Annotated in this window: 23 protein-coding genes; 12 read left to right on the forward strand and 11 right to left on the reverse strand. The window is 69.0% G+C overall.

Annotation, left to right across the window (positions count from 1 at the left end; translation table 11 throughout):
- Positions 1–4: 4 nt before the first annotated feature.
- The 5 genes from DFR50_RS31395 to DFR50_RS14170 form a co-directional block, all read right to left on the reverse strand.
- On the reverse strand, positions 5–442 hold the full coding sequence (locus DFR50_RS31395) for a hypothetical protein (protein WP_147262768.1): 438 nt from the start codon (positions 440–442) through the stop codon (positions 5–7).
- Positions 443–763: 321 nt separating this feature from the next.
- Positions 764–973, reverse strand: coding sequence for a hypothetical protein (locus DFR50_RS31400; protein WP_147262769.1), 210 nt, complete (start codon positions 971–973; stop codon positions 764–766).
- 17 nt (positions 974–990) lie between these two features.
- Complete coding sequence (locus DFR50_RS14160; protein WP_113889922.1) at positions 991–1,491, reverse strand: GNAT family N-acetyltransferase; 501 nt, start codon at positions 1,489–1,491, stop codon at positions 991–993.
- 12 nt (positions 1,492–1,503) lie between these two features.
- Positions 1,504–1,842: a type II toxin-antitoxin system TacA family antitoxin gene (locus DFR50_RS14165; protein WP_113889923.1), complete on the reverse strand. Its 339-nt coding sequence runs from the start codon at positions 1,840–1,842 to the stop codon at positions 1,504–1,506.
- Between the two features lie 454 nt (positions 1,843–2,296).
- A complete protein-coding gene (locus DFR50_RS14170; RefSeq protein ID WP_113889924.1) occupies positions 2,297–2,542 on the reverse strand; it encodes a hypothetical protein in 246 nt (81 codons plus the stop codon).
- Positions 2,543–2,717: 175 nt separating this feature from the next.
- Between DFR50_RS14170 and DFR50_RS14175 the strand changes: the two genes are divergently transcribed.
- Positions 2,718–3,257 carry a GNAT family N-acetyltransferase gene (locus tag DFR50_RS14175; protein ID WP_113889925.1) on the forward strand — a complete coding sequence of 180 codons (540 nt, stop codon included), beginning with the start codon at positions 2,718–2,720 and terminating at the stop codon, positions 3,255–3,257.
- Positions 3,258–3,290: 33 nt separating this feature from the next.
- Positions 3,291–5,114 carry a hypothetical protein gene (locus tag DFR50_RS14180; protein WP_113889926.1) on the forward strand — a complete coding sequence of 608 codons (1,824 nt, stop codon included), beginning with the start codon at positions 3,291–3,293 and terminating at the stop codon, positions 5,112–5,114.
- Positions 5,115–5,965: 851 nt separating this feature from the next.
- On the opposite strand, the gene DFR50_RS14185 is transcribed toward DFR50_RS14180, so the two are convergent.
- Positions 5,966–6,676 carry an SDR family NAD(P)-dependent oxidoreductase gene (locus DFR50_RS14185; RefSeq protein WP_113889927.1) on the reverse strand — a complete coding sequence of 237 codons (711 nt, stop codon included), beginning with the start codon at positions 6,674–6,676 and terminating at the stop codon, positions 5,966–5,968.
- A 167-nt stretch (positions 6,677–6,843) separates the two neighbouring features.
- Between DFR50_RS14185 and DFR50_RS14190 the strand changes: the two genes are divergently transcribed.
- The 5 genes from DFR50_RS14190 (at position 6,844) to thiM (ending at position 11,338) form a co-directional block, all read left to right on the forward strand.
- On the forward strand, positions 6,844–8,559 hold the full coding sequence (locus DFR50_RS14190; RefSeq protein WP_113889928.1) for a long-chain-fatty-acid--CoA ligase: 1,716 nt from the start codon (positions 6,844–6,846) through the stop codon (positions 8,557–8,559).
- A 7-nt stretch (positions 8,560–8,566) separates the two neighbouring features.
- On the forward strand, positions 8,567–8,884 hold the full coding sequence (locus tag DFR50_RS14195) for a BrnT family toxin (protein ID WP_245427765.1): 318 nt from the start codon (positions 8,567–8,569) through the stop codon (positions 8,882–8,884).
- A complete protein-coding gene (locus DFR50_RS14200) occupies positions 8,868–9,203 on the forward strand; it encodes a helix-turn-helix domain-containing protein (RefSeq protein ID WP_113889930.1) in 336 nt (111 codons plus the stop codon). The genes DFR50_RS14195 and DFR50_RS14200 overlap by 17 nt, the downstream gene beginning before the upstream one ends.
- Positions 9,204–9,676: 473 nt before the next feature.
- Entirely contained in the window at positions 9,677–10,381 is a 705-nt protein-coding gene (locus DFR50_RS14210) for a class I SAM-dependent methyltransferase (protein WP_113889931.1), read from the forward strand.
- Positions 10,382–10,492: 111 nt separating this feature from the next.
- The gene (thiM, locus tag DFR50_RS14215; RefSeq protein WP_113889932.1) at positions 10,493–11,338 is read left to right on the forward strand and encodes a hydroxyethylthiazole kinase; all 846 of its coding nucleotides are present in this window, start codon (positions 10,493–10,495) and stop codon (positions 11,336–11,338) included.
- Position 11,339: 1 nt separating this feature from the next.
- Here thiM and DFR50_RS14220 read toward each other — a convergent pair whose 3' ends face one another.
- The gene (locus DFR50_RS14220; RefSeq protein ID WP_113889933.1) at positions 11,340–12,158 is read right to left on the reverse strand and encodes an MBL fold metallo-hydrolase; all 819 of its coding nucleotides are present in this window, start codon (positions 12,156–12,158) and stop codon (positions 11,340–11,342) included.
- A gap of 182 nt (positions 12,159–12,340) precedes the next feature.
- Between DFR50_RS14220 and DFR50_RS14225 the strand changes: the two genes are divergently transcribed.
- From DFR50_RS14225 to DFR50_RS14245, 4 genes are all read left to right on the forward strand, one after another.
- A complete protein-coding gene (locus DFR50_RS14225; protein WP_210208895.1) occupies positions 12,341–12,979 on the forward strand; it encodes a 3'-5' exonuclease in 639 nt (212 codons plus the stop codon).
- A 328-nt stretch (positions 12,980–13,307) separates the two neighbouring features.
- Positions 13,308–13,997: a carbonic anhydrase gene (locus tag DFR50_RS14230; protein WP_245427767.1), complete on the forward strand. Its 690-nt coding sequence runs from the start codon at positions 13,308–13,310 to the stop codon at positions 13,995–13,997.
- 339 nt (positions 13,998–14,336) lie between these two features.
- Positions 14,337–14,708: a DUF2019 domain-containing protein gene (locus DFR50_RS14240; protein ID WP_113889936.1), complete on the forward strand. Its 372-nt coding sequence runs from the start codon at positions 14,337–14,339 to the stop codon at positions 14,706–14,708.
- Between the two features lie 226 nt (positions 14,709–14,934).
- Positions 14,935–15,306: a DUF2019 domain-containing protein gene (locus DFR50_RS14245; RefSeq protein WP_170153214.1), complete on the forward strand. Its 372-nt coding sequence runs from the start codon at positions 14,935–14,937 to the stop codon at positions 15,304–15,306.
- Positions 15,307–15,585: 279 nt separating this feature from the next.
- Here the strand turns inward: DFR50_RS14245 and DFR50_RS14250 are convergent, their stop codons facing one another.
- From DFR50_RS14250 to DFR50_RS14265, 4 genes are read right to left on the reverse strand one after another with little or no spacing between them, the layout of a single operon-like run.
- Positions 15,586–16,476 carry an SDR family oxidoreductase gene (locus DFR50_RS14250; protein ID WP_113889938.1) on the reverse strand — a complete coding sequence of 297 codons (891 nt, stop codon included), beginning with the start codon at positions 16,474–16,476 and terminating at the stop codon, positions 15,586–15,588.
- 40 nt (positions 16,477–16,516) lie between these two features.
- Positions 16,517–17,410: an SDR family oxidoreductase gene (locus DFR50_RS14255; RefSeq protein WP_113889939.1), complete on the reverse strand. Its 894-nt coding sequence runs from the start codon at positions 17,408–17,410 to the stop codon at positions 16,517–16,519.
- Between the two features lie 50 nt (positions 17,411–17,460).
- Complete coding sequence (locus tag DFR50_RS14260; RefSeq protein ID WP_113889940.1) at positions 17,461–18,351, reverse strand: SDR family oxidoreductase; 891 nt, start codon at positions 18,349–18,351, stop codon at positions 17,461–17,463.
- Positions 18,352–18,387: 36 nt separating this feature from the next.
- A complete protein-coding gene (locus DFR50_RS14265; RefSeq protein WP_113889941.1) occupies positions 18,388–19,131 on the reverse strand; it encodes an SDR family oxidoreductase in 744 nt (247 codons plus the stop codon).
- A 130-nt stretch (positions 19,132–19,261) separates the two neighbouring features.
- Here DFR50_RS14265 and DFR50_RS14270 point away from each other — a divergent pair, with 130 nt between their 5' ends.
- Positions 19,262–20,113 (forward strand): helix-turn-helix transcriptional regulator, encoded by an 852-nt coding sequence (locus DFR50_RS14270; RefSeq protein ID WP_113889958.1) that lies wholly within the window; start codon positions 19,262–19,264, stop codon positions 20,111–20,113.
- The last annotated feature ends 53 nt before the right edge of the window (positions 20,114–20,166 follow it).

Below are 20,166 nucleotides of genomic sequence, written 5' to 3' on the forward strand. Positions count from 1 at the left end.
GAATTTACTTGGGGTTGGCCGCGAAAAAGGTAATCGCTGGTTCCCAGCTCTCGGAGAGGTCCGGCGGACCCACGGATTCCAGATCGAGCCGAATGAACGATCCAAGGATGGACTGGAAGGTCTCAGTGTCGCGCGCCCAATGGATGACGTCGTCGAAATCCTTGGCGAGCTTGTGCGTTAGATCAAAGGATGAACGGCGGTTGATCCCGACAGGGCTGTGCACCTGCACGATCGCGATTTTGTCGCCGCCCACCCAGTTCAAGATGTCCTCAGGAAGGTCGTGTGCATAGTTGCGGCGGCCATTCCAGACGGCGGTTCGGATCACTTTCCCTGCCGGTGTTACAAGACGGAAGATCCAAGGGGTATCCTCCTGCGCCACGCCCGGTGCGGCGTAAAACACCGGCGGCGACTGGCCGCCGAAGGATCGCCGCTTTCTGCTCACGTATCCGCTGGTGTTGCGCCTCGGTTAGACGGCGGAATTGCTTGCCATTCTCATCAAAAATCCGAATATATTTCGAGTAGAATTTCTCAGCGGTCCCGGCGTCATAAATATCGGAGTCGAGAAAGGCGAACAGTAAAGCGCTTCCAGTGAAGCTACGAAGATGTCGCAGGACAATGTCCCATGCGATATCATGATGAACAACAAGTACGACGTGGAGCGAGCTGCTCGATGTTTCCATCATAATTCGTTCGATTACCGCAATTCCGATCGCGCTGAATCCAGTTTCATCGCCGAGGCACGAATCGAACCGACTTGAAACATTCAATCCCCAACTACCGCACGAAACGCTTCCAGGATTCTAATTTCTTGGGCTTCGGGTATCGTCATATCGCCAGTCAATTCACGGATGCGTGCGCCATTAATTGCCGCAACCGGCTCCAGCATATGCAGGTCGATCGTACCGCCGAACTCGTCTGAGTGTGGCCAAGCCGAATTTCCTCGTAGGGGCCTTTTTCTCTTGGCTTCACCCACCACACTTCTCCACAGTTCTAGCTGAAGGCGGCCACCACAGTTTCGATGGGAAGCAACAGGGTACGGCTGTCGGCCGGATATTCGACGAACTCGGCGCATCGCATGTAGAAGCGCTTTGCGGCTTCGTCTTTTGCGTGAATGAGAACCGCGCCGATCCCGATACTCTGCGAGGCGATCGCGATGCGGCGCAACGCGTCGGCCAGCATATCGGCGCCGAGACCTTTGCCGGCATGGTCGCGGCTGACCGCAAGCCGCCCGATCACCGAGACCGGGATTGTGTCCGGCGCGTTGCGGCGAATTTTTCCCGGGGCCGCGGCCCGCTCCACCGCCCCGGCGGCGATGCTGACAAAGGCGACGACTCTCGCGCCCTCGCACACCACGTAGGTGCGCGAGAAGCGGCTTTCGTTGTTCAGCGCCCGATGCCGCAGCCAGTCGTTCAATGCAGGCTCACCGCAGTCGAACGTCGAACAGTCGTGTTCGGCGGCGAGGGCGACGGGGTCCGACAAGCTCTGCGGCATCGCGTTGGCCGGTCATTTCCGCCAAGCCGGAACCCGGCGCAGCAGCGACTTCAGCTTTGGTCCCGGCGCCGGAGGATTGTCGAGGGCTCCGACAAAGGCGTCGTAGCGATCGGGGTCGAGCGCGAACAACCGCTGGTCGAGCAGCACGTCGATGGCCTGCCGGCGAGCGCTCTCGATCATGAACTCGGTGCGCGTCTTGCCGAGGATCGCCGCCGCGTCGTCGATGAGGTTACGCGTATGCGCCTCTATGCGCAGGTTGATGCTGCCCTTGGTGTCGCCGCCCGGCGAACGCTCGCGTGCGACAATCTGCGCGTCGGCGCGCTCGGCGGATGGGGAACGAGGTCGGGGCATGGCGGCGATCCTCGACCGATGTATCCTCAATGTCAATACAGACGCTTTCAGCGCCCCGGGACCGACGCGCTAGCTCCGCCTCTCCGCAAAGGCGCGCGCCAGGACTCGAGCCAACCCGCCGACGCGCCAGTGGCGGAGCCAGCGTGATTGCGTTGTTTGCGCACCTCATGCAGGGCGAAACGTCGATGAGAACGGCCGCCATGTGCAAACTCCGGACAGGCTTGATTAGAACATAACGGGAACATACGACAGCGTCAAGAAGTTATTGCGGACAAGAGCGGCGCTTGCCCAATCCCGGCGGACATGGGCCCGCCCGCCTGGATCGCCACGTCGCTTCGCTCCTCGCGATGACGCGCGGGCGACCTCCGCGACTCGCGCGGGACGGGCGCGACGACGATGGCGTTTTCAGGGACCCGCCTCGCTCGAGACGGCCGCGGCCCGAGACAGCCGCCCGCTACCCGCGCAACGTCTCGTGCGCGGCGGCGGCGCGCAGGAAGGAGAACAGGCCGGCGAGCGCGCACAGCACCAGGACGACCTGCAGGATGTGGGTGATCGTCTCGCCGAAGGCGAACAGGCCGCCGATCGCCCAGCCCGCCGCGGCGCCGGCGCCGATCAGCTCGGTTCCGACGAGAATGGCGACGCTGACGAGCGTCGAGACGTTCAGCCAGTTGATCGGCTTTGCTGGCGCGGCGGCGGCCAAACCCTCGTCTCCTCGATTGGTGCGTCGCGGCCGTAACCCAAGTCGGGACAGGGCGCAAGGGTCGCGGGTTCGCTTGGCCGCGGTTTCGCGTCATCCGGGGCGCCCGAGCGCGCCGCGCTCGGGTCGGCGCCGGAGGCGCTGGACGGCGGACGCCGGGACGTGGTTGTCTCGGCCGATGTTCACGCCGCCTTCCCTCGCCGCGCTCGACGCGGCCTCGTTCCCCGCGAGCCTCGACCGCCTCGCCGAGATCCTGCACGCCTGCGTGCACGAAGGCGCGAGCGTCGGCTTCGTCCTGCCGTTTTCGCGCGAGGAGGCGCGCGCCTGGTGGCTGGACAAGGTCGCGCCGCCGCTCGCCGCGGGCAGCCGCGTGGCGCTGGTCGCGACGCTGGGCGGCGAGATCGTGGGGACCGCGCAGCTCGACCTCGACGGCATGCCGAGCAAGCGCCACCATGCCGAGGCGTCCAAGGTCCTGGTCGATCCGCGCTTTCGCCGGAAGGGCGTGGCGCGCGCCCTGATGGCCGAGATCGAGCGGCGGGCCGCCGACAGCGGCCGCTGGCTCGTCACTTTGGACACGGCCGGCGACGCCGCCGAGGCTTTGTACCGTTCGCTCGGCTACGTGTTCGCCGGCGCGATCCCGTTCTATGCCCGCGACGCCTTCGACGCCGACCGCTACGACGCGACGCGGATCTTGTACAAGGACCTGCGGCGCGGCTAGCCGATCGGGAGCGCGGGCGAAAGTGGGGGCGGCATGAGCGAGGCGAACGGCCTGAGGATTCCCGAGCGCATCCTTCTCGTGCTGCTCACGCTCTACGCGCTCGGGATGATCGCGCCCGACTTCGCCCGGCTCGTCCGGCCGCTGGGCTCGTTCGGGCTGACGACCAACGCCGACGGTCTGATCTACGACGTCCGGTCGCCTTTCGAGACCGAGGCGGATTCGCCGGCCTACCGCGCGGGTCTGCGCGTCGGCGAGCGGCTCGACCTCTGGGCGATGCGTTGCGTTCCCGTGGACACGGAGCGCTGCGCCAGCAACCTCGCCCTGTGGGGCGGCGTCGTCTATGCCGTGCCCGGCCGACGGGCGACGCTGACGATCGCCGCCGAGGCCGGCCGGCCGGCCCGCGAGGTCGACCTGACGGCCGTGCCGGGGCCGCGCTCGATCGCCGCCGACATCGCCTTCGCGCTCGCCCAGGTCGCCGCCGTGCTCGTCGTGCTCGGGGCGGCCTGGCTCGTCTGGATCCGGCCCGGGCCGATGACCTGGGGCTTCTTCGTCTACGTGCTGTACTTCAACCCGGGCCTGTCGTTCCAGACGACCGCCTGGCTGCAACAGTGGCCGCCGGCGCTCATGGCGCAAGCGGTCGTCAGCAATGTCCTTCAGGCCGCGGCCTATGCGGGGCTGCTGCTGTTCGCCCTGCGCGCCCCGGTCGATCGCGCCGAGGGTCGCTGGCGCCGCGTTCAGCGCGCCCTGCCGGCGTTCTTCGGTGTCGCCCTCGCGATCGAACTCGCGAGTCTGGCCAGCCTGTTCGGCTTCCGCTCCGAGTACGCCACGCGTTTGTCGCTGCTGCTCGGCTTCGCCGTCAGCGCGGCGGCGATTGCGATCCTCCTCGCCCGTCGCGCCGACCTCAGCCCGCGCGACTATCAGCGCATTCGCTGGGTCATCTGGGGCTGTCTGATCGGCCTGCCGGCGACCCTGATCGGCGAAATCTGGCGGGAGACGTCCCTGCCCGACAGCCTGTTCGGGGCGGGCGCGGCGACCGACGAGCTCGCGAGCCTGCTCTACCTGGTCAACGGCGTCCTCTGCCTGTTCGTGGTCGAGGCGGTGCGGCGGCCGACGGTGGTCAGCGTGTGGATTCCGCTGCGGCGCGCCACCATCCTCGGGCTGCTCCTGAGCCTGCCGGTGTTTCTGATCCACGAATCGTTCGGCACGGTCCACGAGTGGGCCGAACTGCCGGAGTGGGCCTGGTTGCTGCTGGCGACCGTGCTGGTGTTCGCGCTCTCGCGCCTGCACGAGTGGATGACCGAGTGGGCCGAGCGGATTCTCGATTCCGACTTCCGTCGGGCCGAGCGCCGCCTCGAGGAGGTCGGGCGCGAGATCGCGCGCGCGGAAAGCCTCGACGAGATCGAGCGGCTCCTGGTCGAGGAGCCGGCGAAGACCCTCAAGCTCGCCTCGGCGGCGGTGTTTCGCCGGGAGGAAGACGGCGAGGGCGGCCGGATGAGGCGGCAAAGAAGCGTCGGCTGGGGCGCGTCGGACGCCGAGTTCCTCGCCGAGGGCGAGCCGCCGCTTCCCGCGCCGCCGCCGTCCGGGCCATTTTCGATGGCGGGCAGACGCGCCGGCCTGCCCGACGATCTGGCGCGACCGATTTTCGGCGTGCCGATCGCCAACGCGCGGCGCCGCTTCGCCGTCGTTCTCTACAGCGGCCACGAGGCGGGCACGGACCTTCACGAGTCCGAGCGCGACCTTCTCGGCGCGCTCGCGCGCGACGCCGAGACCGCCTACGGACAGGTCGAGCGTGAACTTCTGCAACAGCGGATCGAGCGTCTCGAAGGGCAGTTGCGCGAGGCGGCGGGGCGGGCGTGAGGTTCGGGTCCGGAGCGCCCGGCGGCGACGGGGAGGGCGCGACGGCGGCGTTGGACTGGCGGGGGCGGCGGGCCGGCCGGTCCGGACTTCGGGGGACAGGAGGCCGGCGCCGTCGCGGCTCCCGAATCGAGCGGTTTCAGCCGGTTGCGGAGACTTTGGGCGCCGGGGCGGATCTCCTGACGCGGGACGCGGCCAGCGGCCGCGTCGACAGTAACCGCCAAGCCTTGGCGCAGCTCGGGAATGACGGGCGGTCGTCGACGCCGAGGCGGAGGCGATGAGGCTTCCCGCCGTCCTCGCGAGGAGCCCGAAGGGCGACGCGGCGATCCAGGGGCCGCCTGCGCCGACGTTGAAGCGCGGCGACGCCGGGCATACGGCAGACCTTGGCCGCGCCCCCCTCGATCGCCACGTCGCTTCGCTCCTCGCGATGACCGCGGCTTGGCAGTTGCCCAAATTGAACGAAGCGTCGAATGCAGCTTGCCAACAGGGGCCGTCCAAATCTGACGGGTTGGCGGTTGGTTCCACGCGCGCCGCCCGAGGACGGGGCGCCGCATCCGGCGCGCCCCGTGACGACAGTCGGGTGAGCGAGCGGCGGAGTTCGGACATGGGGCGGCCTCGATGGGGTCGAGGGAACAAACATAGAACATATTTGACAACCCGGCAAGGGCGTGTCGAACGCGGGGCGAATGCGGCGGCTCGGGTCGCCCCTCATGGCGGCCTCGTGCGGGGCCGATCGGGGAGGGCGGCAAGGCGCCCGATCGATGCATTCGCCGGCGTCCCCTCATCCCGCGCTTCGCGCCACCTTCCCCCCGAGGGGGAAGGGGATTGCGCTGAGGGCGAAGGGGCTCCGGCCCTCACCATTTCTCGGACCAGGGCCGCGCGTCGACCTCGAAGCTCCAGGCGGAACGGTCCTGGTTCACCAGCGCGGCGGCGATGTCGGCGACCGCCGCGGGGGCGATGAAGGCGTCCGCCGGGCGGTCGGCGTACCGGGCCTGCGCGGCCGGCGAGCGGACGATGCCATCGACGACGATCAGCGCGACGTGGATTCCCGCCGGCCCCAGATGCCGCGCCATCGATTCCGCCAGCCCCTTCTGCGCCATCTTGGCCGGCGCGAAGGCGGCGGTTCCGGCGACGCCGCGGCGCGAGGCGGTGGCGCCGACGACGATGATCGCGCCCTTGCCCCCGGCGCGCATGGCGGGGATGACCTCCCTGGCGCTGAGAAAGAGACCGAGCGCGTTGACGCGCCACGACCGCTCGAAATCCTCTGCCGACACCTCCTCGATCGTGCCCCACGCGCCCGAGCCGGCGTTGAACACGAGGACGTCGACCTCCCCGAGCTCGGCGCGCGCCTGCGCGAACGCCGCCGAGACCGAGGCCGCGTCCGCGGCGTCGCAGGGATAGGCTTTCGCCGAGGGCAATTCGGCGGCGAGCGCGGCGGTGAGATCGGGCCGTCGCGCCATCAGCGCGACGGCGTAGCCGTCGGCGGAAAACCGCCTCGCCAGCGCCTCGCCGTTGCCCGGTCCGATCCCGACGATTGCACAGACTGGCTGTTTGCCGTCCGTCATGGCTTTTTCCTCCAGGTCCGCCCCCCGATCCTGCGCCCCGGCGCGCGGGCGCGCAACCTGTCGGCGGCGCCTTGACGGCCGGCCGGCGACCACGCCTACTGGCGGATCTGCGCGCCCGGGGAGATCCGGACGACGAATCACATTGGGCAGGAAACGGGAGGGATCCGATGAACGCTCCGCCATGGGTGAAGTCCTATCCGCCCGGCGTACGCTTTGACGCGCCGCTCGAGGTCTCGTCGGTGCAGGAGGTTCTGGAGGCCGCCGCCGTCCGCAACGGCGACCGGCCGGCGCTGCAGTTCATGGACAGGCGCATAACCTATGCGGAGCTGAACCAACTCGCCGACCGCGCCGCCGCCGGCTTCCAGAAGCTCGGGGTCGGTCCCGGCGTCCATGTCGGCATGCTGCTGCCGAACACGCCGCATTACGTGATCGCCTTCTTCGGCGTCCTGAAGGCGGGCGGCACGGTGGTCAACTATTCGCCGCTCGACGCCGTCCCCGCGCTGCAGTTCAAGGTCGGCGACAGCGAGACCGACATCCTCGTCACCGTCGACCTCGCCGCGACCTATCCGCAGGCCGAGACGCTGCTCGGGACGACCCGCCTGAAAACGCTGGTGATCGGGGATTTCGCCGAATTCGCGGCGGCGCCGGGCGCAGTGAGGGGCGTGATGTCCGCCCAGGGCATGCTGGCGGAGGTTCGCCCGGACGCCCGTCATGTGGCGTTCCGCGACCTCCTCGACACGGACGGGGGCTATCAAAAGCACGCCATCGCCGATCTCGCCGACGCGGTGGCGGTGCTCGCCTATACCGGGGGCACGACCGGAACGCCGAAAGGCGCCATGCTGACCCACGCCAACCTGACGGTCGCCTGCTCGCTCTACCACGAGGTGATGACCCGCGACGAGCGGAGCGGACTGCGGGAGGGGGAGGAGCGGTTCCTGTGCGTCCTGCCGCTGTTCCACATCTATTCGCTCACCGTCGTCATGCTGCTCGGCTTCCGGATGGGCGCCGAACTCGTCGTGCATCCGCGCTTCGATCCGGCGGCGGCGGCGCGCGACATCGGCCTGAAAAGGATCACCGTCTATCTCGGCGTGCCGACGATGCACACGGCGATCCTCGCCCTGCCGGACGTCGCCAAAATGGATTTTTCCTCACTGCGCCTTTGCGCCTCCGGCGGCGCGCCGCTGCCGGTCGCGCTGAAGGAGCGCTGGGACGCAATCGTGGGCTGCCCGATCACGGAAGGCTGGGGGATGACGGAAACGTCGCCGATCGGCACGTTCACCCCGCGCGACGCGCCGCCGCGGTCGGGCTCCTGCGGCATTCCCTATCCCGCCACGCTCATGAAGCTCGTGGACGTGACCGATCCCGCCCGGGAAGTCCCGCTCGGCGAGCGCGGAGAAATCTGCGTCAAGGGCCCGAACGTGATGAAGGGCTACTGGAAGAAGCCGGAGGCGACCGCCGCCGCCATGACCCCGGACGGCTTCTTCCGCACCGGCGACGTCGCCACGATGGACGCGGACGGTTACGTCTATATCGTCGACCGGACCAAGGACATGCTGCTGGTCGGCGGCTTCAACGTCTATCCGCGCACCATCGAGGAGGCGATCTACCAGCACCCGTCGGTCGAGGAGGTCAGCGTGATCGGCGTGCCGGACGCCTACAAGGGCGAAATCCCCAAGGCGTTCGTCAAGCTGAAGGCGGGCGCGCCGCCGCTGACCCTCGACGACCTCAAGGCCTTTCTCCGGGACAGGCTCGGCAAGCACGAGATGATCGGCGCGCTCGCCATCCGCGACGCGCTGCCCAAGACCGCGGTCGGAAAGATCTCGAAGAAGGATCTGCGCGACGCCGAGCGGGGGTCGGGCGGGAGCGGGACGGACTCCGCGTAAGCGCTTGATGCTTTACAAAACTACGGCTAAGCCGTATCTTATGAGAGACAGCAGATTTCAGTGGGATGACGCCAAGGCCGCCTCGAATATCGCCGACCACGGCGTGTCCTTCGAGGCGGCCTGCGAGGCGTTCGTAGACCCATTCGCCCTCGATTGGCTCGACGAGAGCGAGGATTATGGCGAAGACCGTTACGCCATGATCGGCATGGCCGATGGGCGTTTGCTTTACGTCGCCTACACGATTCGAGGCGACGCGATCCGCATCATTTCGGCCAGAGGAGCAGGGCCCCATGAACGACGACAATACCATGAAGACAACAACTGAGCCGACGAAACACGATTGGAGCCGCTTCGACGCCATGACCGAGGCCGAGCGCCATGCCGCCGCGCTCGCCGACCCCGACGCGCAGCCTCTGACGCCGGAGCGGTTGGCGCGCATGAAGCGCACCCCACAGGTCAGGATCATTCGCCGTGCGCTTGGTCTCTCGCAGGAGGATTTCGCGGCGCGCTTTCAGATCCCGCTCGGCACCTTGCGGGACTGGGAACAGGGACGCAAAGACCCCGACGCCGCTGCCCGCGCCTACCTTGTCGTGATCGGGCGCAATCCCGTCGCCGTGAGCGAAGCCCTTCACCCCGCGCGATGACCGACCGATATCGACATGAAAAATCATGACCCGCATGGAGATTGGCGAACGCCGACCGCTCTCAAGGCGGACATCGACAAAGGGCTTGCCGACGTCGCCGCTGGCCGCGTCAAGGACTTCGACGCCGCCAGCGTCATGGAACGAGGGAGGAAGCTGTTAGCCGCCCGCTCCTCCTCCGTCTAACCGACGCGGCGGAAGCCGACCTTGCCGAAATCTGGGCTTACGTCGCCTCCGAAGCGCCGGAGGCGACCGCCATCACAATCCAAGTGGCTGCGCACCGCCTCCCCGCCGTCTTCGGCGGACGCCCGCTCCCTGCCGGCGGACAGCGGGGGCGAATCCAAATCGGCGAGAGGGGACGCCTCTTTCCGCGAGAGCGTCCGGAAGGCGCCCCTCGGGGCGCGCGTCCGGGCCGGTCCTTGCTCCCGTTCGACGCCGACGCTACATCCCCGGGGCGCAACGGCGGAGCGGGCGGCATGAGCGAGCGGACGGACCTCGGCGAGCGGAGCGACGCCGCGGCGCTGACGGCGGCGACGGCGATCGCCGGACTTGCGCTCATCGACGTCGGCTGCGGGGCGGGCGCGAACGCACGCGCGCTCGCCGAGGCGGGGGCGACCGTGCTCGGGGTCGAGCCGGACCCGATCCAGGCGGCGAAGAACCGTGACGCCGCCCCGACCGCCGGCGTGACCTTCGTCGAGGCGCGCGCCGAGGGTCTCCCCGTCGCCTCCGCCTCGATCGACGGGGTGGTGTTCTTCCGTTCGCTGCATCACGTGCCGGTCGAGGCGATGGACGCGGCGCTGGCGGAGGCCGCGCGGGCGCTGAAGCCGACAGGCTTCCTGTGCGTGATCGAGCCGGGGATGACCGGCAACCACTTCCCGGTCATGCGGCCGTTCCACGACGAGACGCGGGTCCGGACCGCCGCGCAGGCGGCGCTCGACCGGATGGGGTCGCGCCTCTTTCGCGAACGCCGTTCGTTCGCCTTCCTGCAACGGCCGCGCTACCCCGGGTTCGATGCGCTCGTCGCCCGCGCGCTCGGCCAGACGTTCAACGCCATCGTCCGCGAGCGGGTCGAGACCGACGAGGTTCGCGGGCTGTTCGAGGCCGGGCGGACCGAGGCCGGCGACTACGTCTTCGTGCAGCCGATGCTGCTCGACCTGTTTTGCCGGCCTGTCGCCGCCTGACGGGGCCGCCATGTTCGCGGCCCTTTTGACCTACACAAACATCCATCACACAATAGGGGGGCGTCTCTCGACCATACGCCCTTGTCTCCGACGGAGAATACGAGCCACACCATGACCCTTTCCTCGTCCGCCGTCGCGCCCGATCTCGACGCCGTCATCGCCGCCCATGCGGCGCTCCGATCGCGCAAGCCGCTCGTCCAGGCGCTGACCAACGCCGTCTCGACCAACTTCGTCGCCAACGCGCTGCTCGCCGCAGGGGCCGCGCCCGCGATGGTCGACAACCCCGAGGAGGCGGCGCTGTTCGCAGGCATCGCCGACGCGGTGCTGATCAATCTCGGCACGCCGACCGCGGCGCAGGTCGAATCGATGCGGCTCGCCGCCGCCGCGGCGCAAAAGGCGGGAAAACCCTGGGTGCTCGACCCGATCGCCGCCGGCGCCCTGCCATGGCGCGGCGCGGTCGCCGCCGAGCTGCTGCAGTTCAAGCCGGCGATCGTGCGCGGCAACGCCTCCGAGATCATCGGCCTCGCCGGACTCGGGGGCGGCGGCCGCGGCGTCGATTCGTCGGCCGATCCGGCGGCGGCGGTTCCGGCCGCGGTCGACCTCCTCGCCCACGCCGCCGCGGTCTCGGCCTCGGGGCCGGTCGATCACGTGGTCGGCCGGGTCGACGGCCGGCCGACGCTGGTCAAGGTCGGCGGCGGCAGCGTCTGGCTCACCCGGGTCACGGCGACGGGCTGCGCCCTCGGCGCGCTGGCTGCGGCCTACGCTTCGGTCGCGCCGGACGCGCTGACCGGCCTCGTGGCGGCGCATGTTCATTTCGCGGCGGCGGCCGAGATCGCGGCGGAGAACGCGCGCGGTCCGGGCAGCTTCGCCGCCGCGTTCCTCGACGCGCTCGACGCGGTCGACGAGGGCGCGCTGCGGCGCCTGGCGAAGATCGAGCCGGCCGTCGCGGCCGGCTGATCTACCCGCGGCAGGCCAAAAGTTCGGCCGGGTCGTGCGACGAGATGAGCCTCACCTCGTCGCCGTGGCGCTCGGCCAGTTCGCGCAGCCGCTGCTGGTTGGCGACTCGGGCCGGCTTGTCGACATTGACCAGCGACTCGAACGCCCGGATCCCGATCGGGGCCGCGCCGCCGCCGGCCGCGACCTCGGCGTGATGGAAATAGGCGTCGCCGCAGTGCAGCAGCCATCCCGACGCCGTGCGCACCGCCACGCCGCAATGGCCGCGCGAGTGGCCGGGCAGGGGGACGAGCAGCACGTCGTCCTGCGTCCCGGGCATCGCCCGCACGGCCTTGAAGCCGAACCAGTCGTCGCCGCCGGCCTCGACCGGCGCCCAATTCGCGACAGAATCGAGCTGGGCGGGACGATAGCGCAGGCGCTCGCGCCACATCGGCGCCCTGGCCGCGCGCAGTTCGTCGGCATAGACGTGGACGGTCGCGGCCGGAAAATCGGCGAAGCCCCCGGCGTGGTCGAGGTCGAGGTGGGTCGGCACGATGTGGCGCACGTCGTCGATGCGGAAGCCGAGGTCGGCGACCTGGCGCAGCGCGGTCTCGGCCACCTCGAGCCGCGGCCTGACCAGCGTCGTGAACAGGCCCCCGAGCCGCTTCGGATCGGCGACGTCCTCGACGCCGAGCCCGCTGTCGACCAGAATGAACCCGTCCTCGCCCTCGATCAGCAGGCAGTGGCAGCACATCGGCGCAACCGCCCAAGGTCCCCCCGCGCCCCCGAACAGCCGGCCGCCGCGCGGACACAGGGACCCGCAGTTGAGATGGTGAATCTTCATTCAGCGTTCTTTAGCATAAGCGGCCGCCCGGGCCAGCGCCCGGGACCCTGACCTTTCGTCAGCCGTGAGGCGCGCGCCCGGCCGCCGGTCGCGACCGACGAAAACCCGACCGGCGGAGTGGACGGCGAAGACCGGGCGGAATCCGCTACACTGGTTCGGCGCGAATCAGGGGCGGCGGGCGGATGGGCATGGAGGGCGGCTTCGGGTCGCGACGCGGGAAGACGCGGGCGGCCCCTTCTTGTCCGGCCGGAGATTTCGTCGCGATCGACTTCGAGACGGCCAACGCCGGCGCCGACAGCGCCTGCGCGGTCGGCCTCGTCAAGGTCTCGGGCGGGCGGATCGTCGACACCGCGGTCCACCTCATCCGTCCGCCGACGCGGCAGTTCCAATTCACCTTCATTCACGGCCTCGCCTGGCGGGACGTGGCCGAGTGCGACGATTTCGGCGCCCTGTGGCCGACGATCTCCGGCTTCCTCGCCGGCGCCACCTTCCTCGCCGCCCACAACGCGCCGTTCGACCGCAGGGTTCTGAACGCCTGCTGCGCGACCTACGGGCTCACCGCGCCGACGCTGCCGTTCCATTGCACGGTGCGGCTGGCGCGGCAGACCTGGTCGATCCGCCCGACGAAACTCTCCGACGTGTGCCGCGCGCTGGGCATCGCCCTCGATCACCACGAAGCGCTGTCGGACGCGCGCGCCTGCGCCGCGATCGTGCTGGCGGCGCGGACGACATCGATCGCGGCGACGCGACCGGAAGAGCCCTCGGCGCCGCCGGACGCCGCGTCGATCGGGCTGCGGCCGGCTGGCGGGATGCCGGCCTGACCCTTCGAAAGAATGCGAGCCGTCGATGTCGGCCGAGGAAGCCGGGCGCCTTCGGCGCCGAGTTCAGGAGCGCGCGGTCGGAGCGTTCCGGGGGCGAATCCGCGCGCGAAGCTGCGTGTCCAGGCCGGCGAACCGGCCGAAATGGGGGCCGGCGTCCGCCCGGGTCGGGCTCACCGCCGGAACCCCGAGGCGACGTCCGAATCCGCCGGGGCCGCGTTGAGCGGTCCTCTTGCATACGGCGTTTGGATTCCGTCGCATGACCCTGTTAGCGTGCCCTATTCACCGGAATCGGAAGGGCGGTCGAATGTGCGAAGTTTGCAAGCGACAAATGCTGGGAAGGCGTGGCTTTCTCATGGGGGCCGGGGCGCTGGCGGGCGCCGTGCTCGCAGCGGCGGCGCCGGCCGCCCTTGCGGCGGAGGGGGCGCCGACCTCGCTGTCGTCGGACGACGCGCTGGCCCAGCTCAAGGCGGGCAACGCGCGCTATGTCAGTCACCCCGACATCTGCGCGCTGGACATTGCCCAGCAGCGGGAGAGCGTCGCGGCGCATCAGGCGCCCTGGGCGACGATCATCGCTTGCGCAGACAGCCGGGTTCCGCCTGAACTGATCTTCGGCGGCCACGGCGTCGGCGAGTTGTTCGTCGCCCGCAACGCCGGCAATCTGGTCGACACCGCGACGCTGGGCACGGTCGAATACGGCGCGGCCGTCCTCGGCTCGCCGCTGATCGTGGTGCTGGCGCATACCGCGTGCGGCGCGGTCAAGGCCGCCTGCGACGTCGTGGCCAAGAACGCGACCTATCCCGGCGCGATCGGAACCATGATCGAGCCGATCCTGCCGGCCGCGCTCGCCGCGCGCGGCGCCGACGACTATGTCAACGCCACCGCCAAGCTGAGCGCCCAACGAACGGCCGCCCGACTCCCCGCGTCCAGCACGCTGATCTCGGGACTGGTCAACGACGGCAAGCTCAAGATCGTCGCCGCGATCTACGATTTGAAAAGCGGCGTTGTGACCTATCTTTAGCTGAAATCCCAGCAAGTCGGGGAAGGGGCTTCGCGCTCACCCGCCGAAAGAGTGCGGTTGGTCCAGGTCTGCGATCAGGCCGGGCTGGGTTGGACTCCAGCCCAGCCATTCCCGGGTCAACGCGCTCGATGATGGGATGCAAGCGAGGCGGCGCGGGTCAATTCGTCCGACAACCAAGTGCTTATTCCCAGCTCTCAAGAATTGGGAATTGAATGCTTGGTATGCGACAAAGGACCACGAGTTTGGAGGCCTATCTTCTAGAGACTATCTCATAGGTAAAACGTGAGAAGAACGCCAGCGCGTGGGATTGATGGAGCCTCGCCAGATTGGTGTGCTGGAATGAAAAATTTCGCGAAATATACAGTTCCGGAGTTGCTTGATCAGTTTCGGAACGCGTGTCTAGCGCAGTATGACACGTATCTGACTGATGATGTGAGCAAACGGAACAAGTTGTTCGATTTTTTACTCGCCGTGACGCGCGAACTCAAGAGCCGCGGCGTCGAGGAGCGACGGGCGCTGCTGACTTTGTTCGCCGACAAGAACCCTCAGGTCCGGTTTCAAGCCGCGAGTTTCGTCTATGCCGTTGCGCCGGTCGAGGCGAAGGCTTGCCTGGAGGCGATCGCCGCCGCCGGTTTGCCTGATCAATCCTTGTCCGCTGGGATGACCTTGAGTGGGCTGGAAGAAGACCCAAACTGCCTGGACTGGATTTAGCGGTGAGTCGTAGTCATGCAAGCGGGAAACCTGGGAAGGCGCGACTTTCTCATGGGACGAAGCCCTGCAAGACGCGGCGCTCGGTCCGTAGTGAATTGAATGCTTGGTATGCGACAGAGGACTACGAGTTCGGAGGCCTCTCTCCTAGAGACTATCTCCTGGGTAAAACATGGGAAGAACGCCAGCGCGCGGGATTGATGGGGCTTCACCAGATTGGTGTACTGGAATGAAGAATTTTGCGAAATATCCAGTTCCGGAGTTGCTTGATCAGTTTCGGAACGCGTGCCTCGCGCAGTATGACACGTATCTGACTGATGATGTGAGCAAGCGTAACAAGTTGTTTGATTTTTTACTCGCCGTGACGCGCGAGCTCAAGCGCCGCGGCGTCGAGGAGCGACGGGCGCTGCTGGCTTTGTTCGCCGACAAAAACCCTCAGGTCCGACTGCAAGCGGCAAAAAGCGTCTATTCTGTCGCACCAATAGAGGCGAAGGCTTGCCTTGAGGCGATCGCCGCCGCCGGTTTGCCTGATCAATCCTTGTCCGCTGGGATGACCTTGAGCAGGTTGGAAGAGGTCCCAAGCTGCCTGGACTGGATTTAGCGGTGGGTTTGCGATCGTCATGCAGCCGGGTAACGCTGGGAAGACGCAGCTTTCTCATGGGGGCCGGGGCGCTGGCGGGCGCCGCGCTCGCTCGGCGACGCCGGGCCGCCCTGGCGGCGGAGGGCGCGCCGACGTCGCTTTCGTCGGTCGACGCGCTGGCCCATCTTCAGCTCAAATCCGATCCGCCCAGGCAGAATAGCGCAGGGCGGATCGAGCGGGGCGAGAGACGGAGACCGTCGGCACGCACCCCGCCCAGCAACGCTGGGGACGGCTCCGCGCTCACCCGCCGAAATAATGCTGGTCCAGGTCTTCGATCAGGCCGGGCCCGGTCGGGCTCCACTCCAACCATTCCCGGGTCAACGCGCTCGATGACGGCGTATCGACGCCGGCGAACATCGCGAACCAGCCGAAATGCTCGGCCGCCTTCTCGGGCGGGACGCTGACGACCGGCAGGCCGAGGCGCTTGCCGATGACGGCGGCGATCTCCTTGAAGGGGACGCCCTCCTCGGCGATCGCGTGGTAGCGTTTGCCGGAAACGCCCTTCTCCAGCGCCAGCCGAAAGACGCGCGCCGCGTCGAGCCGGTGCGTCGCGGGCCACCGGTTGAGCCCCTCGCCGACATAAGCCGCGACGCCTTTCTCACGGGCGATGCCGATGAGAATCGGGACGAAGCCGTGATCGCCCGCGCCGTGCACGGTCGGGGGCAGGCGAACCGCCATGCCCTTCACGCCGAGCGTTTCGGTCGCCAGCGCCGCCTCCTCCGAAACGCGGGGAAGAGCGTGGGCGTCGGGAGTCCGCACCGTCTCCTCCGTCGAGACGCGGCCCGGCGCGAGAAGCGCCACCCCGGAGGCGGCGACCAGCGGCCGTCCGCAGCCGGCGAGCGTGTCGCCCATCGCCTCGATGGCGCGTTTGTCGACGGCGCAGCTCTCCGCCATATTCGCGAAGTCGTGGATGAAGGCGCAGTGGATCACGCCGTCGGTTTCGGCCGCGCCGCGCTGGAGGCTGTCGAGGTCCTCGAGCGCGCCGCGATGGACGTCGGCGCCGGCGGCGGCGATGGTTTCGGCGTTGGCGTCGGAGCGGGCGAGGCCGAGAACGGAATGGCCCGCCGCGATCAGGTCCGCGACCACGGCCGAGCCGACCCAGCCGCTGGCGCCGGTGACGAATACACGCATGAAGGCATCCTTCCTTGTTGGATCGGGAGATGGACTGAAGTCAGCCGCCAAAATAGCCGGGCTGGTCGATATCGGCGAGGAGTCCGGGCTCGCTCGGCGCCCAGTCGAGGCGCGCGCGGGTGCGCGCGCCCGAAGTCGGAACGTCCCAGGCGGCGAATCCGCCGAACCAGCCGAAATGGTCTTGCGCCTCCTCGGGTGGGACGCTCGCGACCGGAACGTCGAGGCGGCGCCCGATCGCGGCCGCGATGTCGCGGAAAGGGACGCCTTCGTCGCCGATGGCGTGGAACGGCCCGCCTTCGGCGCCGCGTTCGATCGCCAAACGAAAGACGCGCGCCGCATCGAGGCGATGGACCGCCGGCCAGCGGTTCGATCCGTCGCCGATATAGGCCGACACGCCCTTGTCGCGCGCGAGCGCGTAGAGCATCGGAACAAAACCCTTCTCGCCGATCCCGTGAACCGAGGGCGGCAGACGGACGGTCGCGGCGCGCAAGCCACGCGCGGCGAGCGCGACGGCGGTCTGTTCGGAGGCGCGGGGATAGGCGTCGGAAACCGGAATGGCGGGATCGTCCTCGGTCGCGATCGCGCCGGCGGCCGCGATGGCGACGCCGGAGGTGACGAGCAGCGGCCGCTTCGAGCCCGCGAGCGCGGCGCCGAGGGTTTCGATCGCCTGCCGGTCGACTTCACAGTTCCGCTTGAAATCGGAGAAGTCGTGAATGAAGCCGAGGTGGATCACGGCGTCGGCCGCGGCCGCGCCGCGCTTGAGGCTGTCGAGGTCTTCGAGGGAGCCGCGCTGGACGTCCGCGCCCGCCGCGGCCACCCTGTCCGCCGCGGCCTCGGAGCGCGCGAGGCCGAGGACGGAATGGCCGGCGCCGATCAGGTCGGCGACCACGGCCGAGCCGATGAAGCCGCTCGCGCCGGTGACAAAGATTCGCATGGATCTCTCCGCTTGTGTTGAGTTGCGCTTGTGTCGAGGCGCGACAGCGTTCAGCCGCCAAAATAGCCAGGCTGGTCGACGTCGGCGATGAGGCCCGATTCTTGCGGCTCCCAGCGGAGGCGCGCGCGCGTTCGCGCGCTCGAGGCGGGCGTGTCCAGGCTGGCGAACGGAGCGAACCAGCCGAAATGGGCGCCGGCCTCCGCTCGGGTCAGGCTCACGACCGGAACGCCGAGGCGACGTCCGATCACGGCGGCGATCTCCCGGGACGGGACGCCCTCGTCGGCAACGGCGTGGTAGGGTCCGTCGGCGGCGCCGCGCTCGATCGCCAGGCGATAGACACGCGCCGCGTCGCGCCGGTGGACGGCGGGGGAGCGGTTGAGCCCGTCCTCGACATAGGCCGAGACTCCCTTGGCGCGCGCGGTTTCGATCATGTACGGCAGGAAGCCGTGGTCGCCCGGCCCGTGGACCAGCGGAAGGCGCACCGTCGCCGTGCGCAGACCGCGCGCCGCGAGCGCGGCGGCCGTCGCCTCCGAGGCGCGCGGGTAGGCGTCGGACGCCGGAACGGGCGGGTCGTCTTCGGTCGCGGTTCGGCCCGCCGCCTGAAGGACGAGCCCCGACGTGACGATCATCGGCCGGTCGGAACCGGCGAGCGCTGCGCCCAGCGCTTCAATGGCCCGCCGGTCGGTCGCGGCGTTTTCCTGAAATCTGGCGAAGTCATGAACGAAGGCGCAGTGGATCACGCCGTCCGACGCGGCCGCGCCGCGCTCGAGGGCGTCGAGATCATCGAGCGCGCCGCGATGGACCTCGGCGCCTGCCGCAGCGACCGCGGCGGCCGCGCCGTCCGAACGCGCGAGGCCGACGACCGAGTGGCCCGCGCCGAGGAGGTCGGCGACGACGGCCGAGCCGACGAAACCGCTCGCGCCCGTGACGAAAATCCGCATGGGTCTATCCTTCGCGTTGGGATCGGCGTCAGCGCCTCAGAGCTGGGACGCTCCGCCGTCCACCGGCAGCTCCGCGCCCGTGGTGTACGTCGCTTCGAAGGCGAGAAAGGCGACCGCCTGCGCCACCTCCTCGGATCGGCCCATTCGCTTCATCGGGTTGCTCTCCTGAAATTCGCGCCTGGCCGCCTCCGCCGCTTCCGCCGGGATGGACTTGCCGAGGATCGGCGTATCGATCGGACCGGGACTGACGGCGTTGACCCGGACGCCGCTCGGCGCCAGCTCCGCGGCGAGCGAACGCACGAGCGAGCGCAGCGCGGCCTTGCTCGCCGAATAGGCGCTCACCATCGGAATGCCCTTGACGTTGGCGATGGAGGTGGTGACGACGATCGCGCCGCCTCGGGCGACAAGCGGCGCGAGCCGCTGCGCGGCGAAGTAGGCGCCGCGGACGTTGGTCGCGAAGAGCTGGTCGTACGCGCTTTCGGTGACGCTCTCGAACGGGGCGAAGCCGGCGACGCCGGCATTGAGAAAGACGAGGTCGAGCGCGCCGAATTCGACCTTCGCCCGCTCGGCGAGGGCGTCGACGTCGGCGAGCGAGGCCGCGTCGCTCGCCAGGACGATGGCCCTGTCGCCGAGTTCCGCCCTGGCCGAGTCGAGGAGCGCCTGCGTCCGTCCGGTGACCAGGACCCGGGCGCCGCCGTCGAGCAGGAGCTTCGCCGTCGCGAGGCCGATGCCGCTCGTGCCGCCGGTGATCACGGCTCGCTTTCCGTCGTAGGTTCCCATCGTCTTTACCCTCGAGCAGGCGCGGCAAAGTCGCGCACGGCAGCGCCGCGACAGTTGGACTTCGCGCACTCTTGGCTGCTATGATATCCGGGTAAATACGTGAGCTTATACCGGTATAATGACCAACAGGATGACCGCCTCCGCCGTCGAGGCCCATTCGCTCGGCGCCTATCTGAGAGATCGCCGGGAAAAGCTCGATCCCGCTGCGCTCGGCTTTGAGCTGACGCGCCGGCGCACGCCCGGCCTCAGGCGCGAGGAGGTGGCGCAGCGCGCCCATGTCAGCGCGACCTGGTACACGTGGCTCGAGCAGGGCCGGGGCGGGGCGCCTTCGGCGGACGTGCTCGATCGCCTCGCGCGGGCGCTGATGCTGACCGAGGTCGAGCGCGAGCACCTGTTCCTGATCGCGCTCGGCCGGCCTCCCGAGGTTCGCTACCGGGAAGCCGAGGGCGTCACGCCGCGGCTGCAGCGCGCGCTCGACGCCCTGCCGCTCAGCCCCGCGCTCATCAAGACCTCGACGTGGGACATCGTCGCCTGGAACCGCGCCGCCGAAGCGGTGCTCACCGACTACGGCGCCCTCGCGCCTCATCAGCGCAACGTCTTGCGCATGATGTTCTGCGAGCCGCAGGCGCGCGAGCGGCAGCTCGACTGGGAGAGCGTGGCCCGCTTCGTCGTCTCGACATTCCGCGCCGACACCGTGCGGGCGGGCGCCGGCGACGCCGTCAAGGCGCTGGTCGACGAGCTCAGCCGCGCCAGCCCGGAGTTCGAGCGGCTGTGGCGCGACAACGACGTGCGCAGCCACGGCCACGGGGTGAAGACGCTCAGGGACGCGGACGGCGGCTGGCTGTCGATGGAATTCTCCGCCTTCGCCGTCGACGGCCGCCCCGACCTCGCCATGGTGATCTACAACCCCGCGACGCCCGCCGACGCCGAGCGGATCCGGGCGCTGATCGCGGCGCGGGAGGGTAGGGCGGGGGCGCCGTAGGGCGGGCTCGCTGAGCCCGCCGGGCGCGGTCAGCGACCGCGCCCTACAAGCGA

The organism is Roseiarcus fermentans, assembly GCF_003315135.1.
GTDB classification, from domain to species: domain Bacteria; phylum Pseudomonadota; class Alphaproteobacteria; order Rhizobiales; family Beijerinckiaceae; genus Roseiarcus; species Roseiarcus fermentans.

Excerpts from the sequence above, each read along its gene's own strand:
- DFR50_RS14185 (WP_113889927.1), bottom strand. The coding sequence starts at position 6,676 with ATGACGGACGGCAAACAGCCAGTCTGTGCAATCGTCGGGATCGGACCG.
- DFR50_RS14160 (WP_113889922.1), bottom strand. The coding sequence starts at position 1,491 with ATGCCGCAGAGCTTGTCGGACCCCGTCGCCCTCGCCGCCGAACACGAC.
- DFR50_RS14265 (WP_113889941.1), bottom strand. The coding sequence starts at position 19,131 with ATGGGAACCTACGACGGAAAGCGAGCCGTGATCACCGGCGGCACGAGC.
- DFR50_RS14180 (WP_113889926.1), top strand. The coding sequence starts at position 3,291 with ATGAGCGAGGCGAACGGCCTGAGGATTCCCGAGCGCATCCTTCTCGTG.
- DFR50_RS14245 (WP_170153214.1), top strand. The coding sequence starts at position 14,935 with ATGAAGAATTTTGCGAAATATCCAGTTCCGGAGTTGCTTGATCAGTTT.
- DFR50_RS14270 (WP_113889958.1), top strand. The coding sequence starts at position 19,262 with ATGACCGCCTCCGCCGTCGAGGCCCATTCGCTCGGCGCCTATCTGAGA.
- DFR50_RS14250 (WP_113889938.1), bottom strand. The coding sequence starts at position 16,476 with ATGCGTGTATTCGTCACCGGCGCCAGCGGCTGGGTCGGCTCGGCCGTG.
- DFR50_RS14165 (WP_113889923.1), bottom strand. The coding sequence starts at position 1,842 with ATGCCCCGACCTCGTTCCCCATCCGCCGAGCGCGCCGACGCGCAGATT.
- DFR50_RS14190 (WP_113889928.1), top strand. The coding sequence starts at position 6,844 with ATGAACGCTCCGCCATGGGTGAAGTCCTATCCGCCCGGCGTACGCTTT.
- DFR50_RS14240 (WP_113889936.1), top strand. The coding sequence starts at position 14,337 with ATGAAAAATTTCGCGAAATATACAGTTCCGGAGTTGCTTGATCAGTTT.
- DFR50_RS14210 (WP_113889931.1), top strand. The coding sequence starts at position 9,677 with ATGAGCGAGCGGACGGACCTCGGCGAGCGGAGCGACGCCGCGGCGCTG.
- DFR50_RS14200 (WP_113889930.1), top strand. The coding sequence starts at position 8,868 with ATGAAGACAACAACTGAGCCGACGAAACACGATTGGAGCCGCTTCGAC.
- DFR50_RS14195 (WP_245427765.1), top strand. The coding sequence starts at position 8,567 with ATGCTTTACAAAACTACGGCTAAGCCGTATCTTATGAGAGACAGCAGA.
- DFR50_RS14255 (WP_113889939.1), bottom strand. The coding sequence starts at position 17,410 with ATGCGAATCTTTGTCACCGGCGCGAGCGGCTTCATCGGCTCGGCCGTG.
- DFR50_RS14220 (WP_113889933.1), bottom strand. The coding sequence starts at position 12,158 with ATGAAGATTCACCATCTCAACTGCGGGTCCCTGTGTCCGCGCGGCGGC.
- DFR50_RS14260 (WP_113889940.1), bottom strand. The coding sequence starts at position 18,351 with ATGCGGATTTTCGTCACGGGCGCGAGCGGTTTCGTCGGCTCGGCCGTC.
- DFR50_RS14230 (WP_245427767.1), top strand. The coding sequence starts at position 13,308 with ATGCTGGGAAGGCGTGGCTTTCTCATGGGGGCCGGGGCGCTGGCGGGC.
- DFR50_RS14225 (WP_210208895.1), top strand. The coding sequence starts at position 12,341 with ATGGGCATGGAGGGCGGCTTCGGGTCGCGACGCGGGAAGACGCGGGCG.
- DFR50_RS14175 (WP_113889925.1), top strand. The coding sequence starts at position 2,718 with ATGTTCACGCCGCCTTCCCTCGCCGCGCTCGACGCGGCCTCGTTCCCC.
- thiM (WP_113889932.1), top strand. The coding sequence starts at position 10,493 with ATGACCCTTTCCTCGTCCGCCGTCGCGCCCGATCTCGACGCCGTCATC.